General features: G+C 53.6%; 16 protein-coding genes. 12 read left to right on the top strand and 4 right to left on the bottom strand.

The features are described 5' to 3' along the window. Positions 1–3: 3 nt before the first annotated feature. Together tal and tkt are read right to left on the bottom strand one after the other, a co-directional pair. Complete coding sequence (gene tal / locus EEB12_RS01215) at positions 4–1,128, bottom strand: transaldolase (RefSeq protein ID WP_099697605.1); 1,125 nt, start codon at positions 1,126–1,128, stop codon at positions 4–6. 5 nt (positions 1,129–1,133) lie between these two features. After that, entirely contained in the window at positions 1,134–3,236 is a 2,103-nt protein-coding gene (gene tkt, locus EEB12_RS01210; RefSeq protein ID WP_141487294.1) for a transketolase, read from the bottom strand. A 201-nt stretch (positions 3,237–3,437) separates the two neighbouring features. On the opposite strand from tkt, the gene EEB12_RS01205 reads away from it, so the two are divergent. After that, entirely contained in the window at positions 3,438–4,421 is a 984-nt protein-coding gene (locus EEB12_RS01205; RefSeq protein WP_141487293.1) for a heme o synthase, read from the top strand. A gap of 56 nt (positions 4,422–4,477) precedes the next feature. Here the strand turns inward: EEB12_RS01205 and EEB12_RS01200 are convergent, their stop codons facing one another. Further along, on the bottom strand, positions 4,478–5,443 hold the full coding sequence (locus EEB12_RS01200) for a quinone oxidoreductase family protein (protein WP_141487292.1): 966 nt from the start codon (positions 5,441–5,443) through the stop codon (positions 4,478–4,480). Between the two features lie 83 nt (positions 5,444–5,526). On the opposite strand from EEB12_RS01200, the gene EEB12_RS01195 reads away from it, so the two are divergent. Beyond that, on the top strand, positions 5,527–5,889 hold the full coding sequence (locus EEB12_RS01195) for a hypothetical protein (protein WP_020969598.1): 363 nt from the start codon (positions 5,527–5,529) through the stop codon (positions 5,887–5,889). 62 nt (positions 5,890–5,951) lie between these two features. Here EEB12_RS01195 and EEB12_RS01190 read toward each other — a convergent pair whose 3' ends face one another. After that, a complete protein-coding gene (locus tag EEB12_RS01190) occupies positions 5,952–6,926 on the bottom strand; it encodes a COX15/CtaA family protein (RefSeq protein WP_181447558.1) in 975 nt (324 codons plus the stop codon). Positions 6,927–7,006: 80 nt separating this feature from the next. Between EEB12_RS01190 and EEB12_RS01185 the strand changes: the two genes are divergently transcribed. The 10 genes from EEB12_RS01185 (at position 7,007) to EEB12_RS01145 (ending at position 16,481) form a co-directional block, all read left to right on the top strand. Then, a complete protein-coding gene (locus EEB12_RS01185) occupies positions 7,007–7,747 on the top strand; it encodes a tyrosine-type recombinase/integrase (RefSeq protein ID WP_141487291.1) in 741 nt (246 codons plus the stop codon). A 221-nt stretch (positions 7,748–7,968) separates the two neighbouring features. Beyond that, positions 7,969–8,238 carry a hypothetical protein gene (locus tag EEB12_RS01180; protein ID WP_141487290.1) on the top strand — a complete coding sequence of 90 codons (270 nt, stop codon included), beginning with the start codon at positions 7,969–7,971 and terminating at the stop codon, positions 8,236–8,238. A 151-nt stretch (positions 8,239–8,389) separates the two neighbouring features. After that, positions 8,390–9,022, top strand: a complete 633-nt coding sequence (locus EEB12_RS01175; RefSeq protein WP_141487289.1) for a hypothetical protein — start codon at positions 8,390–8,392, stop codon at positions 9,020–9,022. A gap of 1,177 nt (positions 9,023–10,199) precedes the next feature. Next, on the top strand, positions 10,200–10,334 hold the full coding sequence (locus tag EEB12_RS30720) for a hypothetical protein (protein ID WP_258537311.1): 135 nt from the start codon (positions 10,200–10,202) through the stop codon (positions 10,332–10,334). Between the two features lie 750 nt (positions 10,335–11,084). After that, the gene (locus tag EEB12_RS31115; RefSeq protein ID WP_141487288.1) at positions 11,085–11,459 is read left to right on the top strand and encodes an HNH endonuclease; all 375 of its coding nucleotides are present in this window, start codon (positions 11,085–11,087) and stop codon (positions 11,457–11,459) included. Continuing rightward, a complete protein-coding gene (locus tag EEB12_RS01165; protein WP_141487287.1) occupies positions 11,452–11,892 on the top strand; it encodes an HNH endonuclease signature motif containing protein in 441 nt (146 codons plus the stop codon). Before EEB12_RS31115 ends, EEB12_RS01165 begins: the two co-directional genes overlap by 8 nt. Positions 11,893–12,222: 330 nt before the next feature. Then, on the top strand, positions 12,223–12,657 hold the full coding sequence (locus tag EEB12_RS01160; RefSeq protein ID WP_141487286.1) for a hypothetical protein: 435 nt from the start codon (positions 12,223–12,225) through the stop codon (positions 12,655–12,657). Continuing rightward, the gene (locus EEB12_RS01155; RefSeq protein ID WP_141487285.1) at positions 12,654–14,681 is read left to right on the top strand and encodes a hypothetical protein; all 2,028 of its coding nucleotides are present in this window, start codon (positions 12,654–12,656) and stop codon (positions 14,679–14,681) included. The genes EEB12_RS01160 and EEB12_RS01155 overlap by 4 nt, the downstream gene beginning before the upstream one ends. A gap of 58 nt (positions 14,682–14,739) precedes the next feature. Next, a complete protein-coding gene (locus EEB12_RS01150; RefSeq protein ID WP_141487284.1) occupies positions 14,740–16,071 on the top strand; it encodes a phage portal protein in 1,332 nt (443 codons plus the stop codon). Next, entirely contained in the window at positions 16,068–16,481 is a 414-nt protein-coding gene (locus EEB12_RS01145) for a phage scaffolding protein (RefSeq protein ID WP_141487283.1), read from the top strand. Before EEB12_RS01150 ends, EEB12_RS01145 begins: the two co-directional genes overlap by 4 nt. The last annotated feature ends 6 nt before the right edge of the window (positions 16,482–16,487 follow it).

The raw sequence follows: 16,487 nt of genomic DNA, 5'->3' as shown, positions 1-16,487 counted from the left end.
GGCTCAGCTCTTCTGGGTTGCTGCGCGAAGCTGCTCGGCAGTTGCGTCGAGCAACTCGTTCCAGGACACCTCGAACTTGTCGACGCCCTCGGTCTCGAGGACCTTGAACACGTCCGCAAGATCGATGCCGACAGCTGCGAGCTGATCGAAGACGACCTGCGAGTCCTGAGCGGTGCCCGAAATCGTGTCGCCCGTGATCTCACCATGGTCGGCGAGAGCGTCGAGCGTCTTCTCCGGCATGGTGTTGACCGTGTTGGGCGCAACCAGCTCGGTGACGTAGAGCGTGTCCGGGTAATCCGGGTTCTTCACGCCGGTCGACGCCCACAGCGGGCGCTGAGCCTTGGCGCCATCGGCCAGGAGAGCCTGGAAGCGCGGCTGCACCTCGAAGATCTGCTGGTACGCGTTGTACGCCAGACGAGCGTTTGCGAGTGCAGCCTTGCCGCGAAGCTGGAGAGCTTCTGGCGTGCCGATCGCCGTGAGGCGGTTGTCGATCTCGGAATCCACACGGGAGACGAAGAACGAGGCGACCGACTCGATGGACGAGATGTCGCGGCCGGCAGCCTTGGCGGTGTCCAGACCGTCGAGGTACGCGCCCATGACAGCTTCGTAGCGCTCGACCGAGAAGATCAAAGTGACGTTGACGCTGATGCCTTCACCGATCACCTTGGCGATGGCGGGGATACCGGCCAGCGTTGCGGGGATCTTGATGAGGACATTCGGGCGGTCGACGATCTTGTGCAGCTCGATCGCCTGCGCGACAGTCGCGTCGGTGTCGTGCGCCAGACGAGGATCGACCTCGATGGACACGCGGCCGTCGACGCCGTTCGATGCCTCGAACTGCGGGGCCAGGATGTCGCACGCAGCGCGCACGTCGTCAGTGGTGACGGCCGTGATGGTGGCGTCGACATCGGCGCCGCGCTCGGCCAACTCGCGAACCTGAGCGTCGTAGGCCGAGCCCTTGGACAGTGCCGCCTGGAAGATCGACGGGTTGGTCGTGACACCCACGATCGACTTCGTGTCGATCAGGTTCTGCAGGTTGCCGGACTGGATGCGATCTCGCGAGAGGTCGTCGAGCCAGATGGAAACGCCTGCAGCGGAAAGCTTTTCGGTATTCACGTTCTGTGTCATCGAGATCATCCCTTCACAGCTGCGAGGGAGCGCTGCGCGGCTTCGACAGTCGCGTCGGCGGTGATGCCGAACTCCCGGTACAAGGTCTTGTAATCGGCGGAAGCGCCGTAATGCTCGAGCGAGACGGCCTGACCGGCGTCGCCGAGGATGCGCCACCACGGCATTGCGATACCGGCTTCGACGGACACGCGTGCGCGGACGGCGGGCGGAATGACCTCGTCGCGGTACGCCTGATCCTGCTCGAGGAACCAGTCGAGGCACGGCACGGAAACGACGCGGGTTGCGACGCCCTGAGCTTCGAGGGTCTCGCGAGCCTCGGTGGCCAGATGCAGTTCGGAACCGGTCGCAAGCAAGATGACCTCGGGCGAACCGTTGGCAGCGTCGACGAGGACGTAAGCGCCGCGCTTGACGCCTTCGGCAGCCTTCTCCTTGGTGCCTTCGAGAACCGGGATGTCCTGGCGGGTGAGCGCCAGAGCCGTCGGGCCCGTCTTGTTCTCGAGTGCTGCCTGCCATGCGAACGAGGTCTCGTTGGCGTCACCCGGGCGGACGACGGCGAGGTTCGGGATCGCTCGAAGAGCAGCGAGGTGCTCGACCGGCTGGTGAGTCGGGCCGTCTTCGCCGAGACCGATGGAGTCGTGGGTCCAGACGTAGGTGACGGCAGTCTTCATCAGTGCAGCCAGGCGAACCGCCGGACGCATGTAGTCGGAGAAGACCATGAAGGTTCCGCCGTACGGGCGGGTCGGGCCGTGCAGCGCGATGCCGTTGAGGATCGAGCCCATCGCGTGCTCACGGATACCGAAGTGGAGCGTGCGGCCGTAAGGCTGCGCAGTCCAGTCGCTCGTGGAGATGGAGAAGGGGCCGAACGAATCTGCGCCCTTGATGGTGGTGTTGTTGCTGCCGGCGAGGTCGGCGGAACCGCCCCACAGCTCGGGCAGGATCGGTCCGAGCGCGTTGAGAGCCGAACCGGAGGCCTTGCGAGTCGCAACGCCCTTGGCGTCGGCCTCGTAGGTCGGGAGAGCGTCGGCCCAGCCGGCAGGGAACTCACCGGCGAACAGGCGGTCGAAGAGTTCCTTGCGCTCGGACTCACGTGCGGCCCACGCGTCGAACTCGACCTGCCATGCCTTGTGTGCGTCGGCTCCGCGCGAGACGACCTCACGGGCGTGAGCCAGAGCGTCGGCGTCGACGTCGAAGGACTTGCTCGGATCGAAGCCGAGGGCTTCCTTGACCGCAGCGACCTCGTCGGCACCGAGTGCGGAGCCGTGAACGTCGCCGGTGTTCATCTTCTTCGGCGCCGGGAAACCGATGATGGTGCGGAGCAAGATGATGGACGGACGATCGACGACGGCCTTGGCAGCGGCAACCGCGTCGAGGATGCCGGAGACGTTCTCGCCACCCTCGACGTGCTGAACGTGCCAGCCGTATGCCTCGTAGCGCTTTCCGACATCTTCGCAGAGAGCGATGGCGGTGTCGTGCTCGATGGAGATCTTGTTGTCGTCGTAGAAGACGATCAGGTTGCCCAGTTCCTGGACACCCGCGAGAGACGACGCCTCGGAGGTGACGCCTTCCTCGATGTCACCGTCGGACGCGATCACGTAGATGTGATGGTCGAAGGGGGAGGAGCCGACCGGGGTCTCCGGATCGAACAGCCCGCGCTCACGACGCGCAGCCATGGCCATGCCGACTGCGGACGCAAGGCCCTGGCCGAGCGGACCGGTGGTCATCTCGACGCCGACGGTGTGGCCGACCTCGGGGTGACCGGGGGTCAGTGCGCCCCATGTGCGGAGAGCTTCGAGGTCAGCAAGCTCGAGACCGTACCCCGAGAGGTAGAGCTGGGTGTACAGCGTCAAGGACGAATGGCCACAGGAAAGAACGAAGCGGTCACGGCCGACCCATTCTGCATCCGAAGGATCGTGGCGCATGATGCGCTGAAAGAGGGTGTATGCCAACGGCGCCAAGCTCATTGCAGTTCCGGGATGGCCGTTGCCGACCTTCTGAACCGCGTCGGCGGCGAGCACGCGGGCGGTATCGACAGCCTTGGTGTCCAGGTCGGTCCAGTCCGAGGGGTGGACGGGTTGCGTGAGGACGTGGATCTCGTCTGTGATCGACACTGGCAGATGTCTCCTGACATGGTGTACGTGGATTGCGAGGGTGGGGTGTCCCTCCACTGCGTAACCCAGCCTAATGGTCCTGGCTGTCCGGGTCGATTCGGTTCCTCAATGGCTGCGGTCTACCATCGTTCGTAGTAGAGGACAGTGTCAGCAGTGTGTCGTGAACAGTTAGTGCGGTAACGCGTGGTGCAAGGAGAGAACGTGCGGACAGGGCAACAGCCGAGCGGACATGGCTTCGGCAGCCCAGGTGCCGCCCCGCGGGCGACCAATACCGATACGGTGTGGGGTCGCGCAACGGGCAAGGTTCTGGCTTATATCGCGCTCACGAAGCCGCGAGTTATCGAATTGTTGTTGGTGGCAACCATTCCGGCAATGCTGCTGGCAGATCGCGGAACGGTCGACATCGTTCTGATCCTCAGCACCCTCTTCGGTGGCTGGATGGGCGCGGCGAGTGCGAACTCGCTTAACTGCGTCGTCGACGCCGACATCGACAAGGTCATGAAGCGCACCGCGAAGCGTCCGTTGGCCCGCGAGGCGGTGCCGACCCGTAACGCACTCGTCTTCGGACTTCTTCTCGGACTCGCGTCGTTCCTGTGGCTGTGGTGGCGAGCCAACCTCCTGGCCGGCATCCTCGTCGTGATCACGATCGCGTTCTACGTCCTCATCTACACGATGGTTCTCAAGCGTCGTACCTGGCAGAACGTCATCTGGGGTGGCGCAGCCGGATGTATGCCCGTCCTCGTAGGCTGGGCCGCTGTCACCGGGTCGCTGAGCTGGCAGCCCGTCGTGCTGTTCCTGATCATCTTCTTCTGGACGCCGCCGCACACCTGGGCGCTCGCGATGCGATACAAAGAGGATTACAAGGCGGCAGGTGTTCCCATGCTTCCGGTGATCGCCACCGAGGAGCACGTCACCAAGCAGATCCTGTTCTACAGCTGGGCGATGGTCGTCACGACGCTTGTCCTCGTCCCCGCGTCGGGCGTCATCTACGCCGCCATCACCATCGTCGCCGGTGCGTGGTTCCTGCTCATGGCTCATCAGCTGTACCGCAGCGTTCGCGGCGGTGCGCAGGTCAAGCCGCTGCGCCTGTTCCTGCAGTCGAACAACTATCTTGCGATCGTTTTCGTCGGCCTCGCTGTCGACTCGGTTCTCGGACTCCAGACGATCAGCGACATGCTCTGCTGATTCTGCTGTGCGCCTTTATTAACCGCGGGCGGTTAATAAAGGCGCACAGCACTTCGCTAGGGAATCAGAACGATCGACCCGGTCGTTGCTCGACCCTCCAGATCCCGATGCGCTGTTGCCGCATCGGCGAGCGGATACTCGGCGCCGACGCGAATATCGAGATTCCCGGCCGCAATGGCGTCGAAGACATCGCCGGCACGCCAGGTCAGTTCCTCACGAGTGCGAATGTGATGTGCGAGCGTCGGACGCGTCAGGAACAGCGAACCCGATGAATTGAGCCGCTGCGGATCGACGGGCGGAACCGGGCCACTGGCCGCACCGAACAATGCGACAGTGCCGCGAATACGGACGGAAGCCAGGCTCGAATCAAAAGTTGTCGCGCCGACGCCGTCGTATGCCGCCGCTACTCCTTCGCCGCCGGTCAACTCCCGGACTCGCGCTGCGATGTCCTCGTCGTACCGCAGGACCTCCGAGGCACCGGCGCCGCGCGAGAGTTCTTCCTTCGCATCCGACGACACAGTCGTGATGACCTTCGCCCCGAGGCTGACGGCCATCTGCGTCAGGATCAACCCGACGCCGCCCGCGCCTGCGTGCACGAGCACGGTGTCGCCGCTCTGGATCGGATACGTCGACTTCGCGAGGTAGTGCGCCGTCATCCCCTGCAGGAGCGCCGACGCTGCGGCCGATGCCGGGACACCGTCAGGCACTTTCACGGCGACTGCGGCGGGAACAGCCACCTTCTCGGCGTAGCTGCCCGTGGCGGCCGCCCACGCGACACGGTCACCAACGGCGAATTCGGTGACGTCGGAACCGACAGCTTCGACGACGCCGCTGCCCTCGTCGCCGGGAATGTAGGGGAGCGGACGCTTGTACTGGCCCATTCGGAAATACGTGTCGATGAAATTGATGCCGATCGCTTCGGTCCTGACGAGTAGATCGCCTGGGCCGGGTGTCGGTTCGGGTTGTTCGGTCAGAGTCAGAACCTCTGGTCCGCCGGTCTCGGTCACGTAGATGGCTCGCATGGTTTCTGTTCTACACCCGAGACGGCCGACGCTCAGTCCATGCCTGGTGTCGCTTCCGGGCTACCGACCAGTATTGTCGAGTCATGAGCACCGATACCGAGAAGTCGGACGCCACCCCGTCCGCGCCGGAACTGCCGAAGTCCACGGTGAACGCCATCACCAAGTTCGTCGCCGAGCACGGCGGCACCGCCAGCGCCGTCATTCAGCCGGTCGGCCTGGCCGGCGTTCGCATCACTCTCGTGGGTGCCGACGGCATCCTCGGTGATCAGGTCGTCGAGGACCTCGCCACGGCCAATGCCGTCGTTGCGTCCTTCGACACCGTCACCGTTGCCGAGTGGGAGCGTGAGCTGACGAGCATCGTCACCCCCCAGGAAGGTCACTTCAAGAAGATGGCCGGTTGGGTCGCCAACCAGACTCGGTTCCCGAAAGCACGCAACGAAGCCTGAAATGACGTGTGGGGCGTAGGAACACTTCTTGGTGTTCTACGCCCCACACGTGTCTTGAAGCGTCAGAGAGCCGGTATCGGCGAATCGGTCGGCGTGTGCTGGCGGGTCTTACCCGCAGCCCAAACTGCTGCGGTCGCAGCCGTGCACAGTCCCGCACCGGCGACGTGCATGATCACCAGAACTTCCGGCACATCGGTGAAGTACTGCACGACCCCGATGAGCGCTTGGGCGAGGATCAGTCCGAGCAGGACCTTCAGACGGATCTTCACGGCCGCAGATGTCCCGACCGCATATAGACCGAATGTCAGACCCACGACCAGCGCGAGATATCCGACCAGCAGCTGTGAGTGCAGATGAACAAGCGTCACGATCTCGACCTCCAGGCGCGGAACCGTGCGCTCCAGGCCTTTGTCGCCCGCGTGGGGACCTGCACCCGTCACGAGAGTTCCGGCGACCAATACGCCGGCGAGCGCGACACCTGACAGCGCGGTAAGCCAGCGCAGCGGCTTCGGCATCACGACCAGAGTTGTTGCCTCGTCGGGTTCCGCGATCTTCGCGTACATCACCGTGGCAACCCAGACCATCAGCATCGACGCAACCAAGTGAATGGCGACCGTCCACCACAGGAGACCTGTGAGGACGGTGATACCGCCGATCACTGCCTGAACGACAGTGCCGAGCGGCATCATCCAGGCGTAGACAAGCACCTCTTTGCGGCGGCGAGCGCGAGTCACCGCGAGCACGATTGCGGCAGCGACGATGACGACCAGGAACGTGAGTAGGCGGTTGCCGAACTCGACGGCTTGGTGAATCACCGCGACCTGTCCGTGGCCGACCGGGACGAAGCTACCGGGGAAGCACTGCGGCCACGTCGGGCAACCGAGTCCCGAGTCCGTCACGCGCACCACCGCGCCGGTGACAGCGATGCCGCCCTGCGTCAGGATCACGATGAACGCGATGATTTTCTGCGTTTTCAGCGAGGGGAGAGGTAGTCGATCCACCAAGCGTAAAAATCCGGCATACACACGATTCACCACGCCAACGATCGTAGTTCCCCATCAACTACACAGTGTCGTTGGGGGCTTGCCGGGTGACTGCTCCGATGTGAGGAGTGGAAGTGTCAACTACAACGATTCTCGACGTTGCCCAGCAGAATCTTGCCAACAAGCAGGTGAAGGCATCAACCGTCTACCACTATCTGAGCACTCTGCGATGCCTCGACCTGTGTGAGGTGCCGATCGAACAGGCAACGGTGGGTTTTCTGCACAACCGTCTGCAAACCGTGCTGAACCAATCCACCCGCAACAAGCATGCGATTGCACTGCGTTCGATGCTCGGTGTGCAGCTCAAAGTGTCCAAGGGGCAACCACGGATCTACACACTTGCTCCGCTGACGACCATTCACCAGGCAATCGAATCGTCACGATACAAAATGTACGGCTTCTCGATGCTCTACGCAGGGCTCCGTTTGGGCGAATCTGTTGTGAAGCAACGTATTTCAGGAAATGTCATGCTCGTAGATCGGCAATTGCTACCTAACGGAACACTCAGTTCAGCCAAGTCATCCGGTCCGGTCGTAGTTCCCGAGTGGTTTGCAGCGGAGTATGCGCAGTGGAATCCGAAGGTCACCCGAAACACTGTGTATCTCGGTCTGCAACGAGTAGGGCGCAACGCAGACATCGAAGTCACTCCGCATGCACTACGGCACAAGTTCGCAACTGAACTGGTCAACAACGGCTGTTCACCGGAGATTCTGCGTAGACAGCTACGACACCACAGTGTGCAGACTTCGTTGACCTTCTACGTGCAAACCACAACCGATGACGTAGAAACCCAGGTCAAACGAGCATTCGGGTAGATACGGGCAACGGCAGACAGATCAGTCTGTCTGCCGTTGCTGTGTGGCCAGTATTTGGGCTGTAATCCTTTCTCTGATTGACTCAATTGGCTGTCTGGTCAATCTGTACCCGGCAGAAAATCTGATTAATCTGAACTGCTCTCCAGAGTTGTAGAACGAAATTGTAACGACTGGTCTGTTCCGGCGATATATGGACAAACCTAACGAAACGGAGCAGCAACATGGCAAAGAAACTTCTATCTGTACTCGGTGTTCTGGCGTTCGTTGGACTGGTGGTCTTCGGTGCATCCTGGTTGTACCGCGACAACGATGCAGATCAGAACACTGTCTACATCACTCGTACAGTGCAACCGACTCAGGCAGCAGCTGACAATGTTGAGTTTCTTGAATGTGTAAAGACTGCCAGCAAGCATCTTGAGTCAATTGGTATTGAACGTGAACAGGCTATTGCGCAGGCAAAGACCAGCCCTCGTTGCTCTCCTCTTCGCTAACAGCGGAAATCAGTCAATTGAGATATAATAGAGGGGTGGGAAAGCACAAAGTTCCCAGGAGTCGAACTAATTGAACATCTTCAATTCGGATAGTTGAAAGGACGGCAAGTTGGGCATTCTACAGACTTTTTGAAAGGAGTTACACAGATAAATGGCATATACAGTAGATAACATTATTCAGGGCGCAGCAGCACTTTACTTCGCACCTGTTAATACGTCTCTACCAAGTTTTACTTCCGGACAGCCAGCTAGTGAAACACAATTCACTACAGGTGGTTGGAAGCACATCGGTTTCACATCTGAAGGTGTGGAGGTCGAATACTCACCTGAGTACACTGACGTAGAGGTTGACCAGTTGCTTGACGCGGCGCTTTTGTTTAAGACAAAGCAGTCTGTATCGGTTAACACAACTTTGACAGAAGCTACACTTGAAAACCTTTTGTTCGTATGGGGTTTGAAGGCAACAGCTTTGAAGTCAGCGGGCACAGCATGGGACGGTGACACTCTGGCAGCAGGCGAATCTGAGCTAGGTCTCGACGGTGGTTCTCTAAACGAGTTCCCTCACGAGCGTAGTCTTTCATTCGTTGGTCCAGGTCCACGTACCAACAGCCTTGTAACAAAGGAAAGAGTATACTTGCTACGCAGAGTTCTACAGACCGAAGCTTCAACTCACGGTCTAAAGAAGGCTGAAGCAACTACACTTCCAGTTTCCTTCCGTTGCTTGCCTGATCCAAGTAAGACTGGTTCAGGTTACGGTATCATCCGTGATCGCAAGATCGCTTGATAACCAATAGCTTATAAAAGAGGCAAGTTAGAGCAATCTAACTTGCCTCTTTTGCTATGTACTAGTTTAGTTTCTCGATTGACTAAACCGCGCAAATCTGTCAACATAGATGAATCGCTAATGAACTCAGGCTTGCTGACAAAAAGTTTGACTTCATTAGCAGCTAATGTCGTTCAATTTGCTAAATAGTGCGAAATATGACATAATATACATAGAGACAAGACAATATCCACGCCAGGATGAAACAGGGTCTTCCTAAAGTTTACCGATATAGATAGACGAAAAGGCAATCACATTTTTTCCTGGCGGGGTGTGATTGCCTTTTCTTTTGTCTAAGTGCCAGAAGTTTGAAGCTCACTGGAACAACACTTGGGTATACCTGTTAGTCAATGGGGTAGGGAGAGATTCTTAGCGTTGTCTTGCTGGTAGTTAAAGCCTTCGGGTAAAGGAACGGAAAGCGGTATTCTTCAAAAGGCCGCTGAATCTACACCTTTCTACGAGTTCAGACTAAAGATGTTAAGAGTGGTCCTACGTAAGAGCTGGGAATCCAGCAAGTGTGATGAGCATCGCCCAATGCAGTGAGACAGGTTGAACCCTAGCTATAAAAAATGACATTGCTACCCATGCTAGACCTATATCAAAAACAAGATGAAATCAAATATAATTAAACAGTTGAAAGTATTTTGATAGTAAATTTTGAAGAACAGAGACAAAGAGTCAGGTGTCGGGCACCTGTCGGTGCTTCGGAGACGCGCCTTCGGCTTGCTCCACCCTGGCTTTGTTCTTTATAGAGAAATTCCAATAAGGAAATTTGAGTTATAGAAGCAAAGAGAACAAACCAGAAGACTCAGAAGATACTTCAAGATAGGAAGAATCCAGGGGTTGAAGTTCAAAGAGTTTGCAGCTTCGCTGCCAGGACACTCACTGCGTTCGGTCCGACCCTAGTACTTTTCTTCTATAGAGAAATACTGTTCTAGTGGTTATGTAGTAATTGTGATCAACGAACTGTCAACCTAGCCCGGCTTTCGCCGGGTGCCTTGATGCTCTGTTTTTCCTATAAGACGGTTTGCCGCTGATGAGCGAAGCGAAGAAGCGGAACAGGTAAGAAGTTGCAAGACGCAAGACCATCCTATTCGGTTCGGAACGAACCATTGAGGATGAATTAAATAGAAAGTAGATGGAAGAATTGAATGAAAAACAAATGAAAGAATGGAATACGCTTGCTGAGTATCGACAACTAGTCAGCAGGCAACAAGGTGAAGAACTTTTAAGAGTTGCTGAGCCAGATTTGGCGGGTGATGAGATTGAATAAACATGATATGCAATCTTCTAAGAACGCTGAACAGGTCAGTCAGATATTTGAACAGATAGAACTGTTGTTGATTGAGGCAGTCAAGCTAGGGTGTTCCAATGGTCGGATGAAGCTAGGTCTGAGACACTTGCTAGGAAAGTTCACAAGAGACAGAGTGCAGTAATTAGAAAGAGGTCAGCAATAGTTGGCCTCCTTCTTCTATTCAGATAGTAATTGCTGCATCGTAGTTTACGATTAGAGAGACTAAAGTCGGCGGTAGGTAAGAATCTATAGCAAGACAATTCCGATCGCTTAGATACGGGCTCTGAAACTAACAGCGAATCATGAGATAATATGATATAATGAATACAGAGAGTTCTGGTACGAAGTATCAAATTCAAAACTCTCGTAGGAGTTAAAATGTGCGAGGCACAGGATTCAAATTCGAAGTATATTACATGGTGTGACCAGTGCGCTGATGATGATTGTGATCACGATACTAGATGGTTCATTGGTGTGATCTGACATGGAATACGAAGAATCGAAAAGCATTGCAGCAGAAGAGAAGTCAGACGAACAGCTAGTTGCAGAGATGACACAGTACATACAAGAACTGTTCAGATCGGCAGATTGCAATGGGTGAGGCTGAGTTCAGGGAAATTGCTGAATTGGCAAGACGAATCATGCTTGAGGAGTCGGCAAAGTATGGCAGAGACGGTCAACTTTTGCCGGGTGCGATTGCAAAGTTCGATAGATGTGGTCGGTTGATTTATGAAGCGGATTAGACACACGGTTGTAGGTGAATGCTGGAAGTACGTTGGACCGTTGGACAATGACGGCTACGGGCGAATTTACTTCAATAGTAAGTCCTATCAAGTACACCGGGTCATCTATCAATTGTTTGTTGGGCCGATACCAGATAAGCGTGCAGTGAAAACAACGTGCGGTTCAAGAGACTGCATCAGAGTCTCACATCTGTTCATTTCTGAGAAGATGAAACGAGAACCTGTGAAGTTTACGCATTGCAAGCGCGGCCACGAGTTCAAAGACCCGAATATCCGGTATCAAAAATCGGGTCGAACATGCAAGATATGCGTAGCGCTAAGGCAAAGAGAAAGGAACAAAGCGAAGAAACAAAATGAATGATAAAGTTAAGAGTAGCGTGACTCGATCAACTAGTGAAACAGAAGACAAATATTCAAAGGTTCTTGAGTACTTTGTAAATGAAAACAACTGCCATATCTTCAAGCTATCTGCAAGAGATAGAAACGGATATGCAGTAGTAAAGATTGACGGTAAGAACTGGTATGCCCATCGTTACGTTTTTGAGCAGAAGAATGGTCCAGTTCCGGCCGGTATGGAAGTAATGCATCTATGCAAGAATCAACGTGATTGCATCAACCCAAATCATCTGAAAGCTGGCACACATGCTGACAACATGGCTCAGATTCCAGAAGACAGAAAGAACTTCTGTGCCGTAGGTCATGAACAGAACAGAACTAGTTCGTACTGGTTTGCTGACACGTTGATCTGCAAGATATGCAAAGCTGAGAAATTGGCGGTACGCAGAGATGAATGAACAAAACATTGCATACCGTAAATACTTGATAATCTCGAAAATTGCCGGGGTGCAAGTATCTATAGAGGAAACACCCAATAATATACAAAAAGTAGTAGATGAAATGAATAGAAAGTTCTGGGTAGACGACTTCAAGGCAATTAGGCAACCAAGCAAGAAAAAGGCATAATGCAAGGTTGGAGCAATATATAGGTATTGCTATCCGGCGTCTGTACTTAAAAGCAGTTGTTTTCTTTTTACACAACTCTGACAGACAGACACAAAGCTAGACCAAATCAAATAAGAAAAAGGAGATAGAAATGAAAGTCATAATCAATAAAGAGGTGCCGAATGGCGAAATATTCAGAGGCTGAACGCAGAGCATTCGCTGAACTGGCGGGTGATGTCGGTCTTGCCAGAGCAAAGCGAGAACTTCAATATCCGTCAAGCTGGTCAACAGGCAAAAAATGGTGCGAAGAATTTGGGATAGAAATTGAACTCGATGAGCTGAAATCCAAAGCAGCGCAGTTCAATTCGTTCTATGAAGAGACTGAGCTTCGGATCGCTCAACAGGACTTGCTCAGTCGTGCGTTGGAGTTGATGGACGATCCGAACCTGACACCTGCCGAACTCGACAAGATCGCTGCAACGATGAAGCGCGCAACCGACAGCATTCAGATGCTCAGAGGCAAGGCAACCAATCGAACAGCGGTCGAAGACACGACTGACGTTGAAGCGTTGAAGATGTACGACGAGTTCCAGCGAAGCAGAGCTGATGATGCGTGAATCCGTTGGAGTACATCAGTCAGTTTCCACGTGAACTGATTGCGTCGTCAGAGGGTAGAAGACTGCTGACCAGGGATGATCCTCTGTTGTTCAGTGTGGTCTATCTCAGTCATTCGATCAGGTTCGAAGGTCAAGAACCATCGTTCAGTCAGTTCCATCTTGACCTGGCTGAGTATGCCAAGTCTTGGATGCAGACCGATTCCCAACGAGACTGCTGGATTGCTCCGCGTGAAGCTGGCAAGTCTCAGTGGTTGTTCAAGATTCTGCCGTTGTGGGCAGCAAGTCATGGTCACCTGAAGTTCATTGCAGCCTTCTCGGATGCTGGCTCACAAGCGACTGATCATCTTGATTCGTTCAAGTTTGAACTAGATCACAACAACTTGTTGCGCAAGGATTATCCGGATTTGTGCAAGCCGATGATGCGCGGTGCAGTGAAGAGGTATGTCAGTCAGAGCAACGAGCAGATTCAGCAAGCCAATGGATTCAGCTTCTCGGCAAAAGGCATTGATGCAAAATCGCTGGGTATGAAGATCGGTGATCAAAGACCTGATCTGATTTTGTTGGATGACATTGAACCAACTGAATCCAACTACTCAGTCAATGAAGCAGAGAAGCGCAAGAGAACAATGCTTGATGGAATCTTCTATCTGGGATCAAGAGCCAAAATCGTCATAGTAGGTACGACCACCATGCCTGGATCAATCATCGACCAATGTCGCAAAGTTGCAGAGCAGAAATCGTTACAAACGAATCAGGATTCAAGTTTCCAAACTAGTTCGCAAAGCGAATCAAATAGAGCCGATAATATTGATTATGTAAGTCTGACTAAGGATAGCCTAACGACTTCCTATTCGGTTTCTAGTACTTCAGATCATCTAGAAACGATTGAACATGCTTTCGGGCAGTCAGTGACCGAACAGCCAATAAAGTCTCTAGAATCCAAAACTACGGCTTCAGTAGAAGTAGCTGAGCGTGATGGTTCGAATGAGCTTCATGGAGATTTGTCAAGTTCAGGAAATCGGAGCATTGATAGCCTAGATGGATTTATTAGCAAGAGTGTTAACGAACTCGTTGATAACGATTCTGAAGTTCGCTTGACTTCGGCTGAGAAAAGTGATCTTAAATCAGAACGCGATTTTCTAGGCACTTCTACATCTACATTTTCTATAAGTCAGCCAGACGATCGGACGCAACCATCATTTTTCGAAAAGCAACAAGCTGAGCTTGAAAAACTCAATATCAAGTCAGAACCTAATAGGGGAGAGGCTGATATTGAACGGACAGAGCTTGATGACTCGATTGACGCTGAGCTTCAATGGGTTCTGGATGAACGAATCAATGTTCATCACTACCCGGCGATTGTCGAAGATTCTGACGGCAACGAGCAGTCATGGTGGCCTGAGTTCAAGTCAATGCAGGTTCTGAATCGTGATCGTCATACCAGGGCATTCGCAATGAACATGATGAACAGACCGGTCAATGTAGACGCTCAGTACTGGAACGAGCAGGACATTGTGATTACGGAGGCTGAGACGTATCTCAGAACCCTGATCAGTGTTGACCCGGCTGTCAGTACCAAAACGTCAAACGACTACACAGCGTTGGTTGTGGTCTCGTTGGCTAGTGACGGAAAAGTTTACGTACGTCATGCGGAACAGCTCAGGCTTGTCAGCACGGAACTCAAAGAGCGTGTGAACGATCTGATTGAGCTTTTTGATGTTGGTCTTGTCTATGTAGAAACCAACCAGGGTGGCAACTTGTGGAAGTCAGTTTTCGACGGAGTTAAGGCCAATTTCCGGGCGGTACATCAGACTGAGCCGAAATCTTTACGAGCAGCAAGAGCACTGGACTACTACAGAAAAGACAAAGTTCGTCACACAAGGCACTTTGATCAACTTGAGGAACAGATGTATTCGTTTCCGAAAGTTGCGCATGATGACTTGATTGACGCAATGGGCACAGGTGTTCACTACTTTCTATCAGCTAGTAGTCAGCCTAAAGCAGTACGTAAAACATATATTTAGAAAATGAACTATCATTAGATGGTAGTTACTACAAAAAGGAGAGTTATTAACAAAGAATATGTCAGAATTAAAAACAGCAGTACAAACTATTTTAGATAGAGCGAAAGACTATCAAACGGCGCAGAATTATTATGACGGAACCGTTGACGAGATTTTCGCCAGCGCAAAGGTCAAACGAGCACTCGAAAAAACAGGCAATCAGTTCCGGGTGAACTATGCCAAAACACCTGTTGATGCAGTTGGATCACGACTGGAAATCACAGGTGTAGCGACACTCAGCGATCAGGCGAAGCAGCTTATTGACCAGGCATGGCAAGAGAACAATCTTGAGCTTGAGCTGTCTCAGATCATCACCAACACGTTGATCTACGGAGACGCATATGTGTGCGTGTGGCCTGACGAGCAGGATCAGACCCAGATTTACTACAACAGTCCGTTGTCTACCGTGGTGATCTACGACGTAGAGAACCCTCGTAAGCCTGCCTATGCAGCGAAGATGTTTCCGATTGAGCTGGAAGACGGCAGACAACGAGTCAGAGTCAATCTGTACTTTGCCGGCCGAATCTGCAAGTTCATCAGCAAGTCAGAATCTCTGCCAATGACAGTGCAGGACAGCGACTTTGAGCCATTTGTTGACGAAGACACTGACGAGCAAGGTCAGCTTGTCAACGAGTTCGGTCAGATTCCGATCTTCCACCTATCGACGGGTACGCCCGAGCACCTAGCGGCATACGGGCCACAGAACGCCATCAACAAGCTTCTGATCAGTCAGATGAGCAGTGTGGAGGCATATGGGTTCCCTACCCGTTACGTGCTGGCAGGAGAGCACACAGGCAGTCCAAGTGACTTTGGTGACGATGATGACAGCAACACGCTCAGCAACGAGCCTGGTGAAGTCTGGTGGCTTCAAAATATCGACAAGGTGGGTCAGTTTGATCCTGCCAAGCCAGAGACTCTGATCAGTCCGTATCGCGAGTATGTCCGTGCAATGGCGTCTGTGACGAGTACGCCGTTGAGCTACTTCGAGAACACACAGACGAACGTGTCCGGTGAAGCTCTCAGAGCTGCCGAAGCGCCGCTTGTGAAGAAAGCTCGTTTGCGTCAGCTTGCGATTGGTTCAGCTCTGCGCAAGATGTTCCTGTTTGTGTTGAAGCTCAATCAGATTGATGAAGATGTACAGCTTCAATGGCGACAGATCGAATCAATCGACACGTCAGAAACCTGGGACATTATCAAGAAAAAGCGTGATGCTGGTCTTCCAGCGGAACAAATTTGGCTTGAACATGGGTACGACACTGCTCTGATTGAGCAGTGGAAAAAAGCTGGCCTATTGGATCAGTCAGCAACAACAAATATTACAGAAAAAGAAAATGGAGATGAAGCAGCATGAACGAAGAAATTGAAACAAACGAGCTAGATCAGATTCGTGAGGCATTGAAGAACGCTAACGGCGAATCAGCATCCAATAGACACAAGGTGAAAGAGCTTGAACAGCAAGTGCAAGCATTGTCGGAGACGGCAGAGCGTGTGACTGCAAAGTACCGTCAAGTGCAGATTGATGCTGAGCTGGAACGCAACGGAATCACGAACACGAAGATCACGAAGTTACTTGATCTGGATCAGATTGAGCTTGATGACGAAGGCAATGTGACTGGTCTGGACGAGCAGATCGAATCAGTCAAGTCAGAGTTTCCTGAATTGTTCGAAACGAAGCGATCAGTACCAAAGGTTGATGCAGCCGATAAGCCAGCAATCAAGCGTCAGCTAACGACTGCTGAAAGGCTACTTGGAGCGAGTTAACGCAAT

The sequence above is a fragment of the Rhodococcus sp. WS1 genome (assembly GCF_003797745.1).
Lineage (GTDB): Bacteria > Actinomycetota > Actinomycetes > Mycobacteriales > Mycobacteriaceae > Rhodococcus_F > Rhodococcus_F erythropolis.
This window is presented reverse-complemented; position numbering and strand designations above follow the sequence as displayed.

Bases quoted from the DNA above. Each gene is read 5' to 3' on its own strand.
- tal (WP_099697605.1), bottom strand. From the start codon at position 1,128: ATGACACAGAACGTGAATACCGAAAAGCTTTCCGCTGCAGGCGTTTCC.
- EEB12_RS01200 (WP_141487292.1), bottom strand. From the start codon at position 5,443: ATGCGAGCCATCTACGTGACCGAGACCGGCGGACCAGAGGTTCTGACT.
- EEB12_RS01195 (WP_020969598.1), top strand. From the start codon at position 5,527: ATGAGCACCGATACCGAGAAGTCGGACGCCACCCCGTCCGCGCCGGAA.
- EEB12_RS01180 (WP_141487290.1), top strand. From the start codon at position 7,969: ATGGCAAAGAAACTTCTATCTGTACTCGGTGTTCTGGCGTTCGTTGGA.
- EEB12_RS01175 (WP_141487289.1), top strand. From the start codon at position 8,390: ATGGCATATACAGTAGATAACATTATTCAGGGCGCAGCAGCACTTTAC.
- EEB12_RS30720 (WP_258537311.1), top strand. From the start codon at position 10,200: ATGGAAGAATTGAATGAAAAACAAATGAAAGAATGGAATACGCTTGCT.
- EEB12_RS31115 (WP_141487288.1), top strand. From the start codon at position 11,085: ATGAAGCGGATTAGACACACGGTTGTAGGTGAATGCTGGAAGTACGTT.
- EEB12_RS01165 (WP_141487287.1), top strand. From the start codon at position 11,452: ATGAATGATAAAGTTAAGAGTAGCGTGACTCGATCAACTAGTGAAACA.
- EEB12_RS01160 (WP_141487286.1), top strand. From the start codon at position 12,223: ATGGCGAAATATTCAGAGGCTGAACGCAGAGCATTCGCTGAACTGGCG.
- EEB12_RS01150 (WP_141487284.1), top strand. From the start codon at position 14,740: ATGTCAGAATTAAAAACAGCAGTACAAACTATTTTAGATAGAGCGAAA.
- EEB12_RS01145 (WP_141487283.1), top strand. From the start codon at position 16,068: ATGAACGAAGAAATTGAAACAAACGAGCTAGATCAGATTCGTGAGGCA.